Here is a 20,490-nt window from a genome sequence, read left to right on the forward strand (position 1 = left end):
TTGACCTGCCCGCATGGGACTGTGAGGTAAGACTGCTTACTCAAAGGTAGCTGTCAAATTCACGGCGAAGCGAGTACGCCCAAAGCGCTCTTGCAACACAGCGCTAACGGTTTCGCCGCACTGGGCGAAGGACGGGGCAAGCCCACTCAGGCCGTTGCAGTATCAGAAGCCGCTTCGGCTACTTGAGGCGCGCCGCCTGCTGTTGGCTACGAGAGCTTTTCGCAGTTCAGCTGCGATGATCTGAGGCATTTCGACGCCAGCCCCAGCCAGGACTTGCGACGAACGAGGCATCCCGACCCCGGATCTTGTTGATAGTGAATACCGGCGGCACCGCCAGCCTCTCGTTGCGACGCCTCCGGCTGGGCGGCGCACCAGGGATGAAAACCTCGGCTGAAGCGTTTGCTTTGGCCGTTTAACCCGAGCAGGTTTCGCCGGGGCATTGCATAAACGTGCAAGCTTGTCGTTCTGCACGCTATGCTGCGCATGCATCGCGCCAGGCGCTTGAATGACTACTCAAGGGGGCTGTATGGAAACGCAAGAAATACATCGGGGTCGTCTGATCGACCACATCCAGTTGGTAGTTCAAGACCTTTCTGCGAGCCAGGCCTTTTACGCAGCCGTTTTTGCTTCTCTCAATGTGCCCATGGGAGGCGCGGGTGACGGGTACTTCTGGGCAGACGAATTGTTCGTGACCGCCATGGATGGCCCGGCGGCGCTGGGGGTGCTGACGGGGCGTCATCACCTGGCATTCCAGGCGCAAGACCGGGCGATGGTCGACCGTTTTTACCAGGCCGCGCTCGCGCATGGTGGCGAGGACAATGGCGCTCCCGGGGAGCGTGCCTATCATCCTGGCTACTACGCTGCCTTTGTCCTTGATCCGGACGGCAACAATATTGAAGCGGTCTATCACGGTGAAGCGACGCGTAGTGCTGCTTCAGTGTCGATCACTTTTTAATCCTGGCGTGTTGATTGCCACTGGGCTGGTTCTCCGGGGGGCAGGGCGCCGTATCCTGCCTGATGGACTGCCCCTTGCCTCTCCAATGAAGGGTAATATTGACGCGCTGCGCCTTCTATATTGAACCACACTTGATTTCTTCCATTGTTTTTTGCCATATACAGACAGGCATCTACCCTTTTTATCAGGTCATCGGTGGATTCATTTTTCTCAAATTTGGATACTCCAATAGAAACCGTGATTGAAATGGGTGGGTCAGATATTAATTCATGGTGCTGAATGTCGGTTCTGATCCTCTCTGCAATTTCCAGTGCCATTTCCAAATCGGCATCGGGCAGAATGGCGATAAATTCTTCACCGCCATACCGGGAGAGCACATCTGATGATCGCAAATTGGCTTGTACCCGCTGGCCAAAATGAAACAAAACCTTGTCCCCGATGGCATGGCCATGAACATCATTGATTTTTTTGAAAAAATCAATGTCAAGCATAATCAGGCAGGAATTCGCTAGTCCGCAATCTTTCTTGTGCTGGAAATTGATCAGCATTGAATTGAGTGATCTTCGATTCGCCAGATTGGTCAAGGCGTCATTGTTTGCCAAAATCTCGACTCTTTCAAGAGATTCTGCCAGGTCCCTGGTGAAAATATTGTTTTCCAGTTGCAGTTTGATCCCGAGGATAACCTTGGTCGATAAAACATTCAAATTGTAATGTAAAATCAGCAAGTATACCGTAAACCCTATTGAAAATTCTGATGCTGCAAATACCTCTGCGCCCCACTGCAGCGCAGGTGGTACAGAGAAAGCCCAAAATCCAGTTGCAAAATATCTGAATGCGGACATGCATGTTACGTATACAGGCGCATTGATGGCGGCAACCCCGCATAAAACAACAACCAGCCAAGAGTCAACGAGTTGATTGTAAAGAAAGAGAAGCGGCACCATGGCGCCCCAGGCAATCCCATCCGCTGCTGATAATAAATTTAGAAAAGCAGTGATTTTTTTATTGCTCAATCTTGATGATTTTATGTAAATAATTATCCCGTGAGAAATGAGCCATTCTATTAAGAATATCAAAACCCATGTGGTTATATTTCGTGTGGGAATGTAACCGTAGGATAGCCATACAACCAACCCCCATCCGAGTGGTGTCAAGAACAGGGTCTTTTGCAATGACTCTACGCATTGACCAAGGGCTTTGGTTGTAGCGTCCTCGTGCACAATTTTGGCGTGAGTGGCATTGTTCATAAATATTTATAAATATGAAAATTAAAGATATTCATCATTGTGTCGTTGCTTTCATTTGTATTTGAATATGTTGCAAGGCAATGATGATTTTCTCTCCGCAGGCCGATCACCACGCACCTGGGGTTCTGGCTGTCAATGAGTGCGGGCCGGAACTCGCGGGGCGTCGGATTGCATGGTGAACTGTGCGGTCTGAATGGATTTTCACCCTGTCGCCCGGTTTCGGTCTTTTCACGCGAATCCCCAGGTGACAGGGACCAATGCACGTTCAGGCATTCATCCCGGAAACTTCCGTTGCCTGCTTTGGCGAGGGGAGGGGCTGCGAGCTTTCCTGGGCTGGAGAAGTCCAGGGGCACCTTGTGTTCATGCGCCCGGTAAGCCGGCGCATGCAGGATGAACCTGCTGCCATGGTCAATCTGGATGCGCTTTGGCACAGCACAAAGTGCTTTCAGATGGTTCATCGTCAAGTCATTCAAGGTGGGGATTCCCCGTCGTTCCAGGCGAGCCGCCGCCGCACCATCATGCCTTGATCGCCGGGGGGCGCCTCAGGGAGCTCCATCTTGTGGCAGGTCCCGGCCATTGATGGACTCGCAGCCAGCAGGGTCCCCGGCGTGTTGACGACTGCCGTCTTGTCAGCATTGCTCCCACCAGCCAGGGCATGCCAGCCGGGCTGGCGGGTCGGCTTCGCATGGGTGAGCCTGCAGAAGTTCTCAATGACCAGTCCGGCTGGGTGCATTCTGTCGCCCTTCTAAGCTGACAAGTGCCTGTCTTGGCAGGGTGTGCCGTTTCAGCATATGTCATATAAATTTCCAATGCCAGTTGCTACTACCCGGGCATCGACCGGGCTTCTGTCTGTCGGGCGCCATCGACGGGCATGTCGCGTCATCAGTCTGACGCCTGATCGTAGCGACGGCTGGCCGCTTCCAGTGCGTCGATGTCGGCGCTGCACAACTGTCGCTTCAGCGTATCGAATTTCGCTTCAGGCCAGTCATAAACCTTGAGCGCCAGCAGCCGCTCGATCACTGCCGGCGAAAAACGCGTCCTGATCGGCTTCGCCGGGTTGCCGCCCACCACGGCATAAGGGGCGACATCGCGCGTGACCACACTGTTGGCCGCGACAATCGCGCCTTCTCCGATCGTCACGCCGGGCATGATCATCGCGCGCATGCCGATCCAGGCGCCGTCGCCAATCACGGTCGGCCCCTTGCCCTGGTAGGACTCGTCCAGAAAATCGGCAAAAGGATACAGGCTGAACCAGTCCGCCCTGTGCGTGTGATTGCCGCCGAGCAAGATTACCGCCTCCGCACCGATGCATACGTAATCACCAAGATAAAGCGGGTCGATGTCCCATTGCGGCTCCCACGCCTGCAGGCTGTATTCGTCGCCATACAGATAGCGCACCACGGATTGTTCAAAGCTGCCGCTCCACGCATCGCTGTAATAGCTGTGCGTGCCCTTGATGTGGATGTTCGGGTTGCGAACGGTCTGGTAAATCAGTTCGACTTTTGACCAGTGTTTTTGATGTTGCATACAGGTTGCCATGGCGATGCTTGATACTCCGGATTGTCCCCTCCCGCACTGGAAAAGCAAGGGTCGGTGGCGGCCTGATGCGTGATGGCCGGGACCAGGAAGCATGTCAGGGTGCTGGCCGGTGCAGGAAGTATCCGGTTTTCCATGGAGGTCGCGACTGGCGCGACATCATTATTCGATATGACGAGCAGAAGCGGGGTGGGATAGAATTTATGCCTCTTTACCCCCTCGGCCGACTGGCTTCTGACTGGATTGAAAATGAGTTCTGGAAATAAAATCATGAAAATGATTGCTGGTGCCGTATTGCTTCAATGTTGCGCGATGGCGGTTGCCGATGAACTGCCCCCGGATGAAAAAACACCAGAGCTGGAAAGCCCGGCCAAGGCAAGAATAAGAGTTTTTGGCCGGAATAGCGTTTATGTGGATCTGTTCAAGAACAGTGAATGCTATACGATGAAATTCATTGGCACGGCACCGAACCAGATTGTGGCCTCCGGCGGATTTTCCGACACCATGGGCTCTTTTTTTGGCACGGTCTCGAATGTCACCATTGGCATGCCGGAATCGCCCACCACCAGAAGAATCAACGACATCAGCTTTTTTGGCGCGCGCGCGTTTTTCAAAGAGTATGAAATCGAGGCCGGGCAGCCATTGACCCTGAACAGTGGTATTGTTGATCCCCATGCCTCATGCCAGGTGGCTGCCAGCTTTATCCCCCAGCCCGGCAAGGATTACGAGGCGTTTTTCCAGATCCGGGGTTCGGCCTGCGTTCTGCAAACCGGGGAAATCGTGATGACGCCGGATGGCACCGATCTGGCCGTGATTGCCGGCCTGAAGCGTGCGTTCATTTGCAGCGAAAACAAATAGGGCAGCCGGATGGCCATCCGGGTTGTCGTGCCCGCAAGGCCGTTCAATGCCCTATAACCCGTTCTCCCCGCACGCGACCACCGTCTTCGTGATGGCCAGTACCGGCCAGACCTCTTCCACGCTCACGCGACGGTCGGCATCGACCAGTGTGCGCGCGTGCTTTTCCTCGCCGGTCTGGCGGGTCACGGACTGCCAGCAGACGTCGCCGGTTTTCTCGACCGTGCGACCCAGCTGATAGGGGACGGTCAGTTCCATGATATTGGCCTCGTCGCCATGGGCGATCTGCCGGTGAACCGTGAATGTCCGGGTTTCAGCGTCGGCAGGTGCGCCGGCACAGGCCTGGCTGGCCAGAGCCAGAACGGTGGCAAGCAGCGTGATCCGCGTCGACCTCATCATTCCTCCGCTGTGGGGCAAGGCACCGGCATGTCCTTATCCGCGCCGTGCCGGCTCGGCCTCATGAATGAACACCGTATACGTATCCGCCGGATGCGCGACCCGGGCCAGGTCCAGTGCATGGCCGATGGCGCCACGGTGATAGGTACCGTGGTTGATGATGTGGAACAGGATCTCCTGCCGGCTCATGCAGCCCTGCCTGCCATCGGCAAACGTGAACGAGAGCCGCTGCTGCCGTTGTGCCGGCGTCAGGTCTCTTGCCTGACAGGAAAACCATTCGCTGGATGCCGCCAGCCTTTGCGCCAGTTCCTGCAGATCGGGAACCGTGTCGGTGTTGGTCGCGCGGTGCGGGGCCGGGGTGCCGGCCAGGCGGGCCCTGAACAACTCTTCCACGATGACCATGTGGTTCAGCTGCTGGGCCGTGAAGGCGGCGGCTTCGGGAAACGCTGCCCGGTCAATGCGCGCCATGGCCGCCAGCGTGCGGCGGTCTGACCATTGTTTGTAATCGAATGCGCTGACCAGCATGGGTCCCTCCGGCGATGAAATCGGCAAGAGGCCGATTATCGCGCGGGCAGCGGCGGGTTTCCATGCCGGAAAGGTATTCAGGCGGCGAGGCGTATGCCAAAACTGACGAACAGGCCGCCGATCATGCCGTGCAGCAGGGCCTTGAGCTTTTTCTGACGCGAAAACACCCTGGCCAGACTGGAGCCGGCCAGAATCAGGATGCTCAGGTAGCACATGCTGAAGGCCTGCATGATGAGCCCGAGAACCAGGAAGCTGATTGTCGGATAGGCATAGTCCGGGTCAACGAACTGCACGAAGAATGACAGGAAAAACAGGATCGCCTTGGGATTGATCAGGCTGATCATCAGTGCCTTGCGGCAACTGGTCCCGAACGGGGTGTGCTCGCGGGCGGCGGGGGCTTCGGTGACGTCAGCCTGGACGGTCTCCGTGCGTTTGCCAACGAGTGAGCGCACGCCGTTGAACAGCATGCCGATGCCGAGATAGCACAGGTAGGCTGCGCCAGCCAGCCGGACCACATTGAACAGGAACAGATTGGCATGCAGCACCGAGGCGGCGCCCAGGGCGGACAGCGACATCAGCACCGAGTCGCCGATAAAGATACCCAGTGCGCCGCCGTAGCCGCTTCTGATGCCGCTGCGGGCCGCGGTGGTCAATACGTAGATCGAGTTCGGGCCCGGCACCAGCACAATGGCGAGCACGCCCAGAATATAGGAAAACAGATACATCACACCAAACATGGCAAGCGCTGGACCGTATGAATGGCGCCGGAAAGGCACCTTGCGGCAAGCATACGCGCAGTGCCGATCATGCGGTCTGCACATGTCGCGAGGGTGACAGGTGCTGACTCCCTTCTGTGGAATCCGCTGCCGGTGATGGCAGAAACGCCCGGATTTGATCCAGGGCCAGAACTTGCGGACGAATATCAGTGACTATCCATTACCGGCATGAGGCGCTCCATGACCGTCAGCAGGTCGGCGGAGCTACAGTCGAGCGCGCGGGCAATCCTGAGAATGAGGATCAGTGACGGCATGTGTTTGCCGCGCTCGATCTTGCCCATGTGCGAGCGTTCAATGCCTGCCAGCTGGGCCAGTTTCTCCTGGGCGACACCCTGTTCCATTCTCAGCTTGCGAACGACGTTGCCGAATGCCTGGGCGGGGCCGGTTTCAAATGTGGTTGTGCCAGGTGGCCGGCCATGCCGGGTCATGAGCTTTTTCATGTTAAAAGCGTCATGGATTGTTAACCCTGCCGCAACGTTAAATTTAACTCTTTTATCCCGTCATTCTTCAACATTTTTATACCCTGCCGGTTTGTTATGCAAAGTGCGAAAGTTTTGTTGAATTGCGTATCCGCCTGGGATATGCTTTAAAAACTGATACCCGATACCCTGTCGACAATATACATGCAGATTGTCGATGCTTTTTTGCGTCCATTACAAGGTGGTGTGCCTGTTTTCCGGACGATTTCCGCATTTTCCCGGAAGGGCGGTGTGCGTTTGCGGCATGGGGATGGGGTGCCCTGTTTCTGCATCAAGGAAAGTGAGCTGTTCATGCGTGACAACCAGCCGGTTACCTCGAAAGAGGTCCTGTATCCTCGCCATGCGCAATTGATCACTACGACGGATTTGCAGGGTGACATTACCTTTGCCAATGACGATTTTGTTGCCGTATCCGGTTTCAGCCGCGAGGAGCTGGTCGGGCAGCACCACAATATCATTCGCCATCCGGATATGCCTGCAGCCGCATTCAGGGACATGTGGCAGACAATTCAGTCCGGCCGTTCATGGAAAGGCATGGTCAAGAACCGCTGCAAGAACGGCGACTATTACTGGGTTGATGCCTATGTCACGCCGATTCTGAAAAACGGGCAAGTGGTCGAGTACCAGTCCGTGCGCACGCAGCCGGACGAGCAGGCCCGGGCCCGGGCCGAACGGCTGTACCGGACATGGCGTCGGGGCCGGCAGGCATGGCGGATGCCGGGGCAGAAGAGCGCCTGGGGAACCCGCATGGCGCTGGTGGCCGGCATGCCGGCCACGGCGCTGGCCGGGCTGGCCGCCGGTTCGGGAGACCTGCTGATGGCCGGCAGCGCACTGCTGGCAGCCGTGGCGTCCGGCGGCGGCGTCATGGCCCTGCTGACACCGTTTCGCCGGCTGGTGAACGAGGCCAGTCCGTGGGGCGAGGGTCATCCGGATCTGGCCTATCTGTACAGCGGGCGCCGGGACGAGCTGGGGCGCATCCGCTATAGCCTGCTGACGCGGACCTCGGAAATGCGTGCCATCGTTGCCCGGCTGGAGAATACCTGCCACTACCTGCTGCGCTCGAAAAAACGCAGCGACGCTTTTGTCGAGCAGTCGAATCAGGCGATTCTTGGCCAGGGCCAGCATGTGGAGCACATTGCCAGTGCCATGGCCAGCATGCTGGATGGTCAGCACCAGGTCGCCCAGTCGTCGGCCCGGGTGGCGGAGGCCTCGACCGCATCGCGCCAGGCAACGCTGCAGGGGCGGGAACAACTGGAATGCATGGTGCAGGCCATCGACCGGCTGGCTGCGTCGCTGGACGGGACGCGGGCCACGGTCTCGGCGCTGGAACAGCGCAATCAGCGCATCAGCAAGGTCATCGACGTGATTACCGATGTGGCGGAGCAGACCAATCTGCTGGCACTGAACGCCGCGATCGAGGCGGCCCGGGCCGGGGAGGCCGGCCCGGGCCGGGGAGGCCGGCCGGGGATTCGCGGTCGTTGCCGACGAGGTCCGCAGCCTGGCGCAGCGCACGCAGGAATCGACCCGCGATATCCGCGACATCATTCTGGGGCTGGTGACGGAAACCCGCGCCTGTGTCGAGGCGATCAGCGGCGGGGTGGAAACCTCGCAGCAGACGGTCAGTCTGGCCGGTGAAACCGACCGCGCCTTCGGCATGATCCTGGAGTCCGTGGGCAATATTCATGAACTGGCAGCCAGTGTCGATCGTGCCATGGCGGAACAGTCCGTACTCAGCGAGCAGACCAGCAGCCAGATGCGGGTACTGCGAGAAAGTGCAAACCGGGCCGTCGATGCCAGCCGGGAAGCCGGAAACGAAGCCGGAAAACTGGGCCGGCAGGTTGATAACCTCAATTCTCTCGCCGGGCATTTCATTGCCAGTCTGAGCAAATAGGTGCAGTCTGTTCCCCCCGCAGTTCTCCCTTAATAAAGAAAGCACTCTCGCGAGTGCCAGAAACCGGTGCGGTTTCCGCATAGCGCCATACCATGCCCTCATTCCCGGCTGATCCCGTCATTGCATTACTGCTGTCCGCCCTGGTCATTGCCCTGGTCGTGGTCATGCTGGCAATCAAGCGACTGTTTTATTACCGCCGCCTGTTTCTCCGCGAGGAGGAAAGCGAGTCGCGCATGCGGGCCATTGTCGAGACGGCAGTGGACGGCATCATTACCATCAATTGCCGCGGCATCGTCCAGGCATTCAATCCGTCGGCCGAACGACTTTTCGGCTGGTCGGCCGATGAAGTCATCGGCCACAATATCAAAATGCTGATGCCGGAGCCGGATCAGTCGCAGCATGACGGCTATCTGGCCAATTACCTGAATTCCGGTGCCGCCAGAGTTATTGGCGTGGGACGGGAAGTGACCGGTCTGCACAAGGACGGGCATTCCGTCCCGATGAGGCTTGCCGTCGGCCGGGTCGAGCTGCCGGGCGAACCGCTGTTCGTCGGCTTTGTTTCCGACATGACCGAGCGCCGGGCGCTGGAATCCTCGCTGCGCGAGGTGGCCGAGCGTGCCGAACAGGCCGCTGCGGCAAAGGGGATCTTTCTGGCCAATATGAGCCATGAGATCCGCACCCCGATGAATGCCATCATCGGTTTTACCGAATTGCTGCTCGGCGGTGAGCTGTCTGATCTGCAACGCCGCCACCTGGGAACCGTGCGCCAGTCGGCCCGTTCACTGCTGGGCCTGCTGAATGACATCCTGGATACCACCAAACTGGAGAAGGGCGCGTTCCGGCTGGAACAGATCCATTTCTCGCTGCAGGCGCTGGCGACCCAGGTCATGGCGTCAATGCGACTGGCTGCCGAGGCCAGATCACTGGAACTGACGGTGCATTTTCCGCCGGATCTGGACGAGTACTGCGTGGGCGATCCGCTGCGTGTCCAGCAGATCCTGACCAACCTGGTCGGCAATGCCATCAAGTTTACCGAGCGGGGCCATGTCGGCCTCGATTTCCGCCGCGAGGATGGCTGGCTGTTCATCGAGGTGCGGGATACCGGGATCGGCATGAGCGCCGAGCAACTGGCGAGGATTTTTGCGCCCTTCACCCAGGCCGATACCTCGATCAGCCGCCGCTTTGGCGGCACGGGGCTGGGGACGACCATTGCCCGGCAACTGGCCGAGCTGATGGGCGGGACGATCGAGGTTGAAAGCGAGCCGGGGCACGGCAGTGTCTTCCGGGTGGCGCTGCCGCTGCCGGCCGGTTCGGCACCGGCGGAAAAGGCACAGACCATCGGCACCATGAGTCTGCCACCGCTGCATATTCTGGTAGCGGATGACGTGGCACAGAACCTCGAATTGCTGACCCTGATCATGGAGCAGGGCGGGCACAGGGTCACGACCGCGCGCAATGGCGAGGAGGCCCTCGAACAGTTCATGGCTGGCCGGTTCGACATTGTGCTGATGGACGTGCACATGCCGCACATGGACGGTCTGGAGGCCGTGCGCAGGCTGAGAAGCTGTGAGCGGGAGCAGGGGCGGGTGGCGACACCGGTCATTGCCCTGACCGCCAGTGTCCAGGACACGGACCGGGAGGCCGCCCGCGAAGCGGGAATGGACGGCTTTGCCATGAAGCCGCTGGATGTACCCCGGCTGCTGGTGGAGATGGCCAGGGTACTGGGACTGCAGCAGCCGTTTCTGTCCCCCCGCGCCGCTCGTGCCGCCGTTCCTGCCATGACGCCGCTGCCGCTGGCCGACGAACCGGCCGGGTCGGCGCGGCCGGCACCTGCTGCCCGGACCCGGGCCGACCCGGTGCCGCCGTCATGGCCCGACGCTTCGCCCCGGGCGGTCCAGGATGCGGTCCGGACCCTGCTCGGCTACCTGGCCCGTGGTGAACTGGACGACCCGTCCCTGCAGGCCGTCTGCGAGGGATTCCGGGCGCAGGGCGAGCAGGAGCGCGGGCAGGCGCTGAACAGTGCCGTCGATGCCTTCGATTTTGATCTTGCCGAACAATTGCTCCGGGACTGGCTGGCCCGCCTGCCGTCCGACCAGGCCGAATGCCACTCATGATGCGACAGAACGATGCCAGACCGACCCTGCTGCTGGTCGACGACGAGCCGGTCAACCTGCAACTGCTGCGCCATACCCTGCAGGACGACTACCGGCTGCTGTTTGCCCGGGACGGGAACAAGGCGCTGGCACTGGCGCGGACCGGACAGCCGGACCTGATCCTGCTCGACATCATGATGCCCGGCATGTCGGGCTACGAGGTGTGCCAGACGCTGAAGCAGTCAGCCGCGACGGCTGACATCCCGGTGATATTCGTGACGGCGCTGGCGGAGGCGGCCAACGAACAGCATGGCTTTGACCTGGGGGCCGTCGACTACATCACCAAGCCTTTCAGTCCGGCCATCGTCAAGGTCCGCGTCCGCAACCAGTTGTCCCTGGTGCAGGCCGACGTGCTGCGCCGAACGCGTTTGCAGATTGTGCAGTGCCTCGGAATGGCCGCCGAATACAAGGACAACGAGACCGGGCTGCATGTGGTCAGGATGAGCCACTACGCCCGGGTGCTGGCGCTCGCTGCCGGCTACAGTCCGTCCGCCGCGGAGGAACTGCTGCATGCGGCGCCGATGCACGATGTCGGCAAGATCGGCATTCCCGATGCCATTCTGCAGAAGCCGGGCAAGCTGACCGACGCCGAGTGGCAGATCATGCGCCAGCACACGGTCATCGGTGCGCGGATCATTGGCGAGCATGACTCGGGCCTGCTGCGGATGGCCGCCATCATTGCCCTGAATCACCATGAGAAGTGGGATGGCAGCGGCTACCCGCAGGGATTGCGCGGCGAGAACATTCCGCATGTGGCGCGGATCGTCGCCATTGCCGACGTGTTCGATGCGCTGACCAGCGTCCGCCCCTACAAACAGGCCTGGCCGGTCGAAAAGGCGCTGGCGCTGATCCGGGACGAAAGCGGTCGCCACTTCGATCCGGAACTGGCCGCGCTGCTGCCGGGCTGCATGGATGACATCCTGCGCATCAAGCAGCAGTGGGCCGAGCATGAACCGGCGCGCACACCGGCGTCCGTGCCGCTGGTCTGAGCCGGCGCCGGCGTCTGGCAGCCGAACTGCGTCTAGCATGTTTACCTTTTCAATGACACCCCCCTGTTTGCGGATAGGCAATTGTCATTGAAGCGGATTGCTTTGCATAAACAATTTTATTCCCTGATTCAGGCTGGATATCGATAAAGATTGCGTGCTCTGAAGCGCAATCTTTATCAAAAAACGCCCGGCGCCGTGGTCAATAATGCTCTTATGCAATAAAGACATCCTGAATCGGGTATTTTCCGATGATTTTCATAAAAACCACGAGTTGTCTTTGGATGAAAAAACACATGGCGACTTGTGACAAGTGGGTTGAGGCACGTCAAATCACGACAGGTACACTCTCCGATAGACTCAATTCCGTTAGTAGAAGAAACGTCTGGTAAAAAATAAGCAGAACATTCTCTGACAAGCGCGCACCCCGTCGGCAATATGCCGCACCAGATGCGCACCTTCCCATAGGAAAGCCCCTGGCCCGGCATTAGCCCCGCCTCGGCACAACTTTTGATGCGGAGTTCCTAATGGCTTCCCTGAGCATAAAAAGACCGATGCGTTTTCCAACCGCGTTCACCATTTTATTTGCCATTCTGCTGCTGGCGATAGGTATGACCTGGATTATTCCTGCCGGTTCATATTCAAGACTGGCCTATTTGTCAGACAGTCATACTTTGCAAATTACCACTCCGCACGGGGTAACGGAAAAAATACCTGCCAGCCAGCAAGCGTTGACCAAACTGAATATCAATATTGGTCTCGACAAATTTGCCGATGGCACCATTCGCAAGCCGATTGCCATTCCGGGTACGTATGAACGTCTGCAGCAGCAGCCAAAGGGTCTGGGCGACATTACCGTCAGCATGGTCAAGGGCACCATTGAAGGGGCCGACATCATCGTGTTCATTCTGGTGCTGGGTGGCCTGATTGGCGTGGTGAACAAGACCGGTGCCTTCGATGCCGGGCTGGTGGTGCTGGCACAAAAGACCAAGGGCAACGAGTTCCTGTTCGTGATGCTGGTGTGCATGGTCATGACGCTGGGGGGGACCACCTGCGGTCTGGAAGAGGAGGCGGTGGCTTTCTATCCGGTACTGGTGCCGATTTTCCTGGCGCTCGGCTATGACTCCATTGTCTGCGTCGGCGCGATCTTCCTGGCCGCCTCGATGGGGACCACGTTCTCGACCATCAACCCGTTCTCGGTGGTGATCGCGTCCAACGCGGCCGGCATCACCTTTACCGATGGTATTGGCTACCGGGTGTTTGGCTGCATCGTTGGCGGTCTGGCCGTTATCGGCTACCTGTACTGGTACTGCCGTCGCATCAAGGCCGATCCGTCCTTCTCCTACACCTATGAAGACCGTGAAGCCTTCCGCGCCCGCTTCCTGAAGAGCGACAACAACGGTGAAGTGGTGCCGTTCACCACGCGCCGCAAGCTGATCCTGACCCTGTTCGTCATCGCCTTCCCGATCATGGTGTGGGGTGTGACCACGGGCGGCTGGTGGTTCCCGCAGATGGCGGCTTCGTTCCTTGCCGTTGCCATCATCATCATCTTCATCTCCGGACTGGGTGAGAAGGAAGCGGTCGACGCATTCACCCGCGGCGCATCCGAACTGGTGGCCGTGTCGCTGATCATCGGTCTGGCCCGCGGCATCAACATCGTGATGGAACAGGGCATGATCTCCGACACCCTGCTGGACTATGCGTCCAACCTGGTGTCCGGCATGCACGGCACGGTGTTCGCGGTGGCGCAGATGCTGGTGTTCTCGCTGCTGGGCTTTGTCGTACCGTCGTCGTCCGGCCTGGCCGTGCTGTCGATGCCGATCATGGCACCGCTGGCGGATACCGTTAACATCCCGCGTTCGGTGGTGGTGTCGGCCTACAACTGGGGCCAGTACGCGATGCTGTACCTGGCGCCGACCGGTCTGGTGCTGGTCACCCTGCAGATGCTGGGCATCCAGTTCAACAAGTGGGTGAAGTTCGTCTTCCCGATGGTGGGATTCGTGCTGGCCTTTGGCGGACTGATGCTGGTGGTGCAGGTCATGATGTCGTAGTAGCGTGAGCAAACCCCGGGCCTGACAAGCCCGTCCCGAAGCCAGGTTCCCGAGGAACCTGGCTTTTTTTGTGCCCTGATCCGGTTCCGCATCCTGCCGGCCGCGGCGCGCGCAAAGTTGTTTCAACGCAAACAGGCAGTCCAATTTGCCATGCTATATATGTAAATATTTCCCGCAATAATGGCTATTGCGTATTCTGTCGTCGGAAAACAACGGAGGCGCGCGATGCGCAGTAACCTGCCTGTAACGCAGCATGAGCTTTTTCTTCAGCCCAGACGTCCGATCGTGACCAAGACGGACCCTGGCGGGCTGATTACCTATGCGAACCGGGCCTTTATCGACATCAGCGGGTTTACCGAGGAAGAACTGATCGGCCAGCCGCACAATATCGTGCGCCACCCCGACATGCCGCCCGAAGCGTTCGAAGACATGTGGCGCACGATCCAGGCGGGTCATTCGTGGCGGGGAATCGTCAAGAACCGGAGCAAGTGCGGGGGTTTCTACTGGGTGGAAGCCTATGTGACGCCGTTGACGGAAAACGGACAAACCGTCGGTTTCATGTCCGTCCGCACTCCGCCAACGCAACAGCAGAAAATCGATGCGGAAAAATGCTGTGCCGAAGTGAAGGCAAAGCGCGCCCGCTTCCCCTCCACCAGCCTGAAGCAGAACTGGGGCCTGAACCGGTACCTCTGCGTGGGCCTGTTGCCCCCCTTCGTCGCACTGATTGCCCAGCTGCTGGTGCCGGACGAAATCACGCGGGACATTCTCAACCTCGGCAGTATCCTGTGGCTCGGAATTTCCGCCTGGCTGCTGCACCGGAGCATTACCGTCCCGCTCAACCGGACCCGGGCGGGTCTGGTCAGGCTGACCGAAGCCAATTTCAGCCACACGTTCGCCAAATCCGGGTGCCGTGAAATCCAGCAGATGCAGGCATCGCTGGAAACCATGCGGATCAATCTGCGTGCAGTGATCTCTGACGTGGTGGCCGGCGCCGGCACCGTCAACGCGGCGGCCACGTCCACATACAACCAGTCCGACGCGCTGCAGAAGAGAGGTGAGCAGACGCTAGAAGGAGTCAGCCGGATTGCTGCCGCGCTGGAGCAACTGGCGGTGTCCACTTCCGAGATTTCGTCCTCTACCGGTGCCGGTGCTGCGCATGCCAGTCATGCCAGCCAGCTGGCGGAGAACGGCGAGGACAACATGAAAGTGACGGAGGAGGCCGCCCGGACCGCCTCGCGGGAGTTCAACAGCACCCGCGACTCCATTTCCCTGCTCAAGCAGTCGGTCACGGAAATCGGCTCCATCACCTCCCTGATCCGCGATCTGGCCGACCAGACCAACCTGCTGGCGCTGAATGCCGCCATCGAGGCGGCCCGCGCCGGCGAGCAGGGGCGCGGTTTCGCCGTGGTGGCGGACGAGGTGCGCAAGCTGGCCGAGCGCACGACCGGCAACACCCGCGATATCGAGCAGTCGATCGGCGTGCTGACCAGCCAGACCGGGCAGGTCACCAGCAATATCGAGGCGGCGCTCAGGCAGGTGGTCGAGATCGAGCAGGCGATCCAGACCGTCAGCAACAGCCTGACCGAGATCCGGGATGCCAACCAGGGCGTGGCCTCGGCATCCGGCAGTGTCAACGACATGCTCAAGCAGCAGTCCGCTTCCGCCGCCGAGGTGGCCCAGAACATGGAGCTGATGAGCTCCATGACCGAGCAGAACAGCCAGAGCATTGCCACCGTGAACCAGGTCGCGGGCGAGCTCCGCACCACGGCGCATGACCTGCAGCAATTGGTCAAGCGGTTCGAGGCGCACCTGTAGGCCGGCTGAAGGGCGCATGAGCCCGTCCGGCCGTGGCCGCGCCATGACCGTGCCATGAGATTTGCTTCTTTGAATACCCTGTTCCGTTACCCATAATGACTGTCAGGCGCTGACGTCCAAGTGCATGGGGTGAGGCGATGGAAAAATGGGTAGAAGATCTACTGGAAGCGTCACCGACCGGCATTGCGATTCTGGATCGCCAGCTGCGCTATGTGCATATCAACGGCCGGCTGGCCAATTCGAACGGACTGGCCGTTCAGCAGCATCTCGGTCGTCGTCCGCGGGATATCCTGCCGGCCATCGGTCCCGCACTGGAAGACATCATGAACGAGGTGATGACCAGTGGCACCGCGCGCTGCCATTTCGAGGCCAGTGCGGAAATCCCGGCCGGCTCCGGCTGCATGACTTTCTGGGATGCCAGCTATCACCCGCGTTTCGATGACGACGGCATCGTGTGCGGCATCATCGCCATGGTGGAGGACATCTCGCTGAAGAAGCAGGCCGAGCAGGTCATGCGCAACGGCAGCGAACGGGTCCGCAAGGTGCTGGACGCACTGTTCACCTTCGTCAGCGTGCTGGATGTCGATGGCGTGCTGCTGGAGGCCAACCGGGCGCCGCTGGAGCAGGCCGGGCTGGCGCTGTCGTCGGTGCAGGGCAAGCCATTCTGGGAATGCTACTGGTGGAACCATGATCCGCTGACACAGGCCCGGCTGCAGGAGGCCATCGCCCGGGCGGCGGGCGGCGAGACGGTCCGCTACGATGTGGCCGTGCGCATGAAGAACGACAGCCGCATGACCATCGACTTCATGCTGACGCCGCTGCGGGACGGCAGCGGGCATATCGTCAATATCGTTGCTTCCGCCATCGACATCACGGCCAGAAAACAGAACGAGCTGGCGCTGGAGATCAGCGAAACCTACTTCCGCCAGGTCGTGGAATCCACCCCGGACGGGCTGATGATGGTCGACGGCCGCGGGCAGATCCGCCTGATCAACACCCGGATGGAAGAACTGTTCGGTTACACGCGCAATGAACTGGTCGGCGAGTCGATGGGCAAGCTGCTGCCGGACGATGTCCGCCACCTGCACGTTGACTATGTGCAGGGTTTTTTCCGCCAGCCGTCGGCGCGCAGCATGGCCAACCGCAAGCCGCTGTTCGCCCGGCGTCAGGATGGCTCGCAGTTCCCGTGCGAGATCGGGCTCAATCCGATGCAGGTGGGCGCCGAGCTGCTGACCCTGGCCTGCGTGACCGATGTGTCGGAACGCTATTACGCCAAGCAGATGCTGGAAAAAGCCCTGCAGGAAAAGACCGTGCTGCTCGGTGAGGTCCACCACCGGGTGAAGAACAATCTGCAGGTGATCTCCAGCCTGCTCAGTCTGCAGTCACGCAATGCCACGCCGGAAGTGCACAAGGCGCTGGTGGACAGCCAGAACCATGTGCGCTCGATGGCGCTGATCCACCAGCTGCTCTATGAGCGCAATGACTTCTCGCGCATTCCGGTGTCGGTCTATGTCGAGCGCCTGATTCATCTGCTGCGCGATGTCAGTGCGACCTATGGTTCCCATATCAGCCTCACTTTCCGCCGCGAAGGCGAGGAAGCGTTTCTCGAACTGCAGAACAGCATCCCGTTCGGGCTGATCCTGAACGAAATCGTGATCAATGCCTGCAAGCACGCCTTCGAACCCGGTTGCCCCGGCACGGTGGAAATCGTGATGCTGAGCGGGGAGCAGGTACAGGTGCAGATCCGGGACAACGGCAAGGGCATTCCCGACGACGTGAAGCTGGGAACGGCTTCCACTCTCGGTTTCCAGCTGCTGCCGCTGCTGGCCGAACAGTTGAAGTGCACGTTGACGCTGCGGTCCGGGCCGGGTCAGGGCAGTTGTTTCACCATGGTCATGCCAGACCTTATCCGGGAGTCGTGATGGGCTATCGCATCCAGATTGTGGAGGACGAGCGCATTGTTGCGCTGGACCTGAAAATCGCCCTGCAGAGCCTGGGCTTTGACGTGGTGGCCTGCTGCGCCTCCGGCGAGGAAGCGATCGTGGTTGCCGGCGAGGCCCGGCCCGACCTGATCCTGATGGACATCCATCTGGAGGATGGCATTTCCGGCACTGAAGCCGCGCTGATCATCCGTCAGGAACTGGGCATTCCGGTGGTATACCTGACGGCCTTCGCCGAAGAGATCATCCTGCAGCAGGCGGAAAAGAGCGCGCCGTACGGCTATCTGCTCAAACCGTTCGAGTTGCGCGAGCTGAATGCCACCATCCGCATGGCGCTGGCCTGCCGCATGGCGGAAGTGGAAGTCCACAAGCAGCGCAAGCTGCTGATGCTGGCGGTGGAAACGGCCCAGCTGGGTATCTGGGAGTGGGACAAGCAGCAGTCGCTGTTCACCGGGCAGGGGTATTTCGGCAAGATCACCGGACTGGACATGGCGCCGCGCCAGGAAGTCATCCCGCCGTTCCTGCGCCTGCTGGAGCATGCCGACCAGGGCCGGCTGAACCAGCTGATCAAGGACCGGGGGCGGGTGGACATGGTCACCGCCATCACCCCGGACGACGGCGAAGTGGTGTGGGTGGAAATGTCGGTGCAGGAGTACGAGCCGCAGTGGCAGGAGAACGCCAAGCAGATCGGCGTGCTGCGCGACATCACCGAACGCATCAAGTCCGAGCAGCTGCTGCAGCAGGCCGGTGCCGTGTTCCAGTCCACGGCGGAAGGCATCGCCGTCATTGATGCCGAGCGGCTGGTCAAATCGGCCAATCCGGCCTTTCTGCGCATGACCGGATTCTCGCTGATCGAAATCCTCGGCATGGACATCGACGAGTTGCTGCACGTGAAAAAGCACACGCCCGATTTCTACCACAGCATCGCCCAGATGCAGGATGTGGGCTGGCATGGCGAGGTGATGTGCCGGCGGAAGAACGGCGAGCAGTTCCCGGCCTGGGAACATATCTGCCAGGTGTCCTACGACAACGAGTTTCCGTCCCACTTCATCATCGGCTGCACCGATGTCAGCTCGATCAAGAAGGCGGAGATCGAACTCAACCGCATGGCCTTTCACGATGCGCTGACCGAACTCGGCAATCGCTATCTGCTCAATGAGCAACTGGCGATCGAACTGCGGCGCGCCGAGATCAACGGCAGCGAAATCGGACTGGTGTTCATTGATCTGGACGGTTTCAAGCTGATCAATGACGGCCTCGGTCATGCCACCGGCGATCTGTTGCTGAAGGTGGTGGCGCAGCGCATTCGCGAAACCATCCGCCGCTCGGACATTGCGGTGCGCTTTGGCGGCGACGAGTTTTTCATTGTCTGCCCGCACAGCAGCGAGGCGGACTGCAGCATCGTGGCCAGCCGTCTGCTGGAAAAGCTGGAACAGCCGATCGTGGCCAATGACGAAACCATCGTCGTCACCTGCAGCATCGGCATCGCCATGTATCCGCAGCATGGCACCACGGCGGAAAAGCTGCTCAGTGCTGCCGACAGTGCAATGTACGAGGCCAAGGAATCCGGCAAGCGCCGCTTTTGCACTTTCAACCAGTCCATGGCGGAAAAGATTCACGAACGCTTGCGGCTGGAGCAGCGACTGCGGCAGGCGGTGAAGGAGCGCCGCTTCCTGCTGCATTACCAGCCGCTGGTCCGGATGACGGATGGCGCACTGATCGGCTTCGAGGCCCTGCTGCGCTGGCAGGACGGGGACCGGCTGATCCCGCCTGACACTTTCATTCCGGTCGCCGAGGAATGCGGGCTGATCCAGGAAATCGGCGGCTGGGTCCTGCAGCAGGCGTGCCAGGAGGCGCGGCGCTGGAATGTCCGCTACGGCCACCCGCTGAAAGTGGCGGTCAACGTGTCGGTGATGCAGTTTGTCGAGCCGGATTTTCTGCAGGGGATCGAGGACGTGCTGGCCACCTCCCGGCTGGCAGCCTCCCTGCTCGAACTGGAAATCACCGAAAGCGTGCTGCAGTCGCTGGAGGACAGCAAGCGCATTCTCAAGGCGCTGAAATCGGTGGGCGTGTCCGTCGCCATCGACGACTTCGGTACCGGCTTCTCGTCAATGGCGGTACTGAAGGATCTGCCGGTCGACCGGCTGAAGATCGACCGCTCCTTTATCTGCAACATTCCCGAACTGGCCCAGGATACGGCGGTCTGCAAGGCCATCATCATGCTGGCCGGAAGCCTGGGACTGGGCATTACCGCTGAAGGCGTCGAAAAGGCCGAACAGGCCGATTTCCTGAAGGAAAACGGCTGCGATACCGCCCAGGGCTATCTGTATGCCCGACCACTGGATGCCCGTGCGCTCGACGCCTATCTGGCGCAGTATTTTTCCCGCGGGCCTGCCGGCGGTCAGAGCGGTCAGCACGACCCGTTCATCACCATGATCTGGCCCGGGGCGGAAGGCTCGCAGCCTGCCTCCTGACAAGGCAGGGCTGCGTTCAGGCACGATTCAGGCCGTGACGTTGATGACTTTCCCGGTTGTCTGGCCACTGCTGTTGACCGAAGTGGCCGGCGTCGACGATGCCGGCTTGCTGCTGTCGTTCGCGTCGCCGTTACTGTTCCGGTGGTTTCTGACTTCAGTCGAGCCGTGCTTGTGGTGAGGGGCGTGGGCAGGGGAAGTCCCGTTTGTATTGCTGACGGAGGCGGTGCTCATGAATCGATCCTTTGCAAGGTGACAACACGAAATGGCACGCTGGCCACAGGGCAGCAGCGCTCCAGACGGTGTCACTGGCCGCAAGGCCGTGACCCCATGCATTGTCCTCACCGATCATTAGGACCCGGATATATTCATAAATAAATTTGCCACCGATCAGGCCATGTCACATGGCTGGCT

Annotated in this window: 18 protein-coding genes and 1 pseudogene; 10 read left to right on the plus strand and 9 right to left on the minus strand. The window is 59.8% G+C overall.

Going from position 1 to position 20,490, the window contains the following annotated elements; genetic code table 11:
* Positions 1–526: 526 nt before the first annotated feature.
* Entirely contained in the window at positions 527–955 is a 429-nt protein-coding gene (locus Q352_RS0113590) for a VOC family protein (protein WP_028499816.1), read from the plus strand.
* Here Q352_RS0113590 and Q352_RS22880 read toward each other — a convergent pair.
* From Q352_RS22880 to Q352_RS24320, 3 genes are all read right to left on the minus strand, one after another.
* Positions 952–2,202 (minus strand): GGDEF domain-containing protein, encoded by a 1,251-nt coding sequence (locus tag Q352_RS22880; RefSeq protein ID WP_084300188.1) that lies wholly within the window; start codon positions 2,200–2,202, stop codon positions 952–954. The genes Q352_RS0113590 and Q352_RS22880 overlap by 4 nt on opposite strands.
* The gene (locus Q352_RS23455) at positions 2,199–2,660 is read right to left on the minus strand and encodes an integrase core domain-containing protein (RefSeq protein WP_156952555.1); all 462 of its coding nucleotides are present in this window, start codon (positions 2,658–2,660) and stop codon (positions 2,199–2,201) included. The genes Q352_RS22880 and Q352_RS23455 overlap by 4 nt, the downstream gene beginning before the upstream one ends.
* Before the next feature lie 424 nt (positions 2,661–3,084).
* Positions 3,085–3,741: a CatB-related O-acetyltransferase gene (locus tag Q352_RS24320; protein WP_036386388.1), complete on the minus strand. Its 657-nt coding sequence runs from the start codon at positions 3,739–3,741 to the stop codon at positions 3,085–3,087.
* Between the two features lie 267 nt (positions 3,742–4,008).
* Here Q352_RS24320 and Q352_RS0113610 point away from each other — a divergent pair, with 267 nt between their 5' ends.
* Complete coding sequence (locus Q352_RS0113610; protein ID WP_156952556.1) at positions 4,009–4,596, plus strand: hypothetical protein; 588 nt, start codon at positions 4,009–4,011, stop codon at positions 4,594–4,596.
* 51 nt (positions 4,597–4,647) lie between these two features.
* On the opposite strand, the gene Q352_RS0113615 is transcribed toward Q352_RS0113610, so the two are convergent.
* The 5 genes from Q352_RS0113615 to Q352_RS23925 form a co-directional block, all read right to left on the minus strand.
* Positions 4,648–4,989, minus strand: a complete 342-nt coding sequence (locus Q352_RS0113615; RefSeq protein WP_036386390.1) for a hypothetical protein — start codon at positions 4,987–4,989, stop codon at positions 4,648–4,650.
* Between the two features lie 36 nt (positions 4,990–5,025).
* Positions 5,026–5,514, minus strand: a complete 489-nt coding sequence (locus Q352_RS0113620) for a DinB family protein (RefSeq protein WP_036386392.1) — start codon at positions 5,512–5,514, stop codon at positions 5,026–5,028.
* Between the two features lie 77 nt (positions 5,515–5,591).
* The gene (gene leuE, locus Q352_RS0113625) at positions 5,592–6,251 is read right to left on the minus strand and encodes a leucine efflux protein LeuE (RefSeq protein WP_028499822.1); all 660 of its coding nucleotides are present in this window, start codon (positions 6,249–6,251) and stop codon (positions 5,592–5,594) included.
* Positions 6,252–6,436: 185 nt separating this feature from the next.
* Positions 6,437–6,730 (minus strand): helix-turn-helix domain-containing protein, encoded by a 294-nt coding sequence (locus Q352_RS0113630; RefSeq protein WP_028499823.1) that lies wholly within the window; start codon positions 6,728–6,730, stop codon positions 6,437–6,439.
* Positions 6,731–6,943: 213 nt separating this feature from the next.
* On the minus strand, positions 6,944–7,234 hold the full coding sequence (locus tag Q352_RS23925; RefSeq protein WP_211249633.1) for a hypothetical protein: 291 nt from the start codon (positions 7,232–7,234) through the stop codon (positions 6,944–6,946).
* On the opposite strand from Q352_RS23925, the pseudogene Q352_RS24325 reads away from it, so the two are divergent.
* The 8 genes and pseudogenes from Q352_RS24325 to Q352_RS21175 form a co-directional block, all read left to right on the plus strand.
* Positions 7,136–8,179: pseudogene (locus Q352_RS24325) on the plus strand (methyl-accepting chemotaxis protein); the annotation flags it as partial. The gene Q352_RS23925 and the pseudogene Q352_RS24325 overlap by 99 nt on opposite strands.
* A gap of 88 nt (positions 8,180–8,267) precedes the next feature.
* Positions 8,268–8,660 (plus strand): methyl-accepting chemotaxis protein, encoded by a 393-nt coding sequence (locus Q352_RS24330; RefSeq protein ID WP_276324996.1) that lies wholly within the window; start codon positions 8,268–8,270, stop codon positions 8,658–8,660.
* A 92-nt stretch (positions 8,661–8,752) separates the two neighbouring features.
* The gene (locus Q352_RS21170; RefSeq protein WP_211249631.1) at positions 8,753–10,774 is read left to right on the plus strand and encodes a PAS domain-containing hybrid sensor histidine kinase/response regulator; all 2,022 of its coding nucleotides are present in this window, start codon (positions 8,753–8,755) and stop codon (positions 10,772–10,774) included.
* Positions 10,771–11,802: a response regulator gene (locus Q352_RS0113645; protein WP_028499825.1), complete on the plus strand. Its 1,032-nt coding sequence runs from the start codon at positions 10,771–10,773 to the stop codon at positions 11,800–11,802. Before Q352_RS21170 ends, Q352_RS0113645 begins: the two co-directional genes overlap by 4 nt.
* A gap of 551 nt (positions 11,803–12,353) precedes the next feature.
* Positions 12,354–13,850: a YfcC family protein gene (locus Q352_RS0113650; protein WP_244879582.1), complete on the plus strand. Its 1,497-nt coding sequence runs from the start codon at positions 12,354–12,356 to the stop codon at positions 13,848–13,850.
* A 285-nt stretch (positions 13,851–14,135) separates the two neighbouring features.
* Complete coding sequence (locus Q352_RS0113655; RefSeq protein WP_051528962.1) at positions 14,136–15,665, plus strand: methyl-accepting chemotaxis protein; 1,530 nt, start codon at positions 14,136–14,138, stop codon at positions 15,663–15,665.
* 137 nt (positions 15,666–15,802) lie between these two features.
* On the plus strand, positions 15,803–17,587 hold the full coding sequence (locus Q352_RS22395; RefSeq protein WP_051528963.1) for a PAS domain S-box protein: 1,785 nt from the start codon (positions 15,803–15,805) through the stop codon (positions 17,585–17,587).
* Complete coding sequence (locus tag Q352_RS21175) at positions 17,587–20,079, plus strand: two-component system response regulator (RefSeq protein WP_051528964.1); 2,493 nt, start codon at positions 17,587–17,589, stop codon at positions 20,077–20,079. Before Q352_RS22395 ends, Q352_RS21175 begins: the two co-directional genes overlap by 1 nt.
* Before the next feature lie 27 nt (positions 20,080–20,106).
* On the opposite strand, the gene Q352_RS23460 is transcribed toward Q352_RS21175, so the two are convergent.
* Positions 20,107–20,310, minus strand: coding sequence for a hypothetical protein (locus Q352_RS23460; RefSeq protein ID WP_146745116.1), 204 nt, complete (start codon positions 20,308–20,310; stop codon positions 20,107–20,109).
* Positions 20,311–20,490: the final 180 nt, after the last annotated feature.

Source organism: Microvirgula aerodenitrificans DSM 15089 (assembly GCF_000620105.1).
GTDB classification, from domain to species: domain Bacteria; phylum Pseudomonadota; class Gammaproteobacteria; order Burkholderiales; family Aquaspirillaceae; genus Microvirgula; species Microvirgula aerodenitrificans.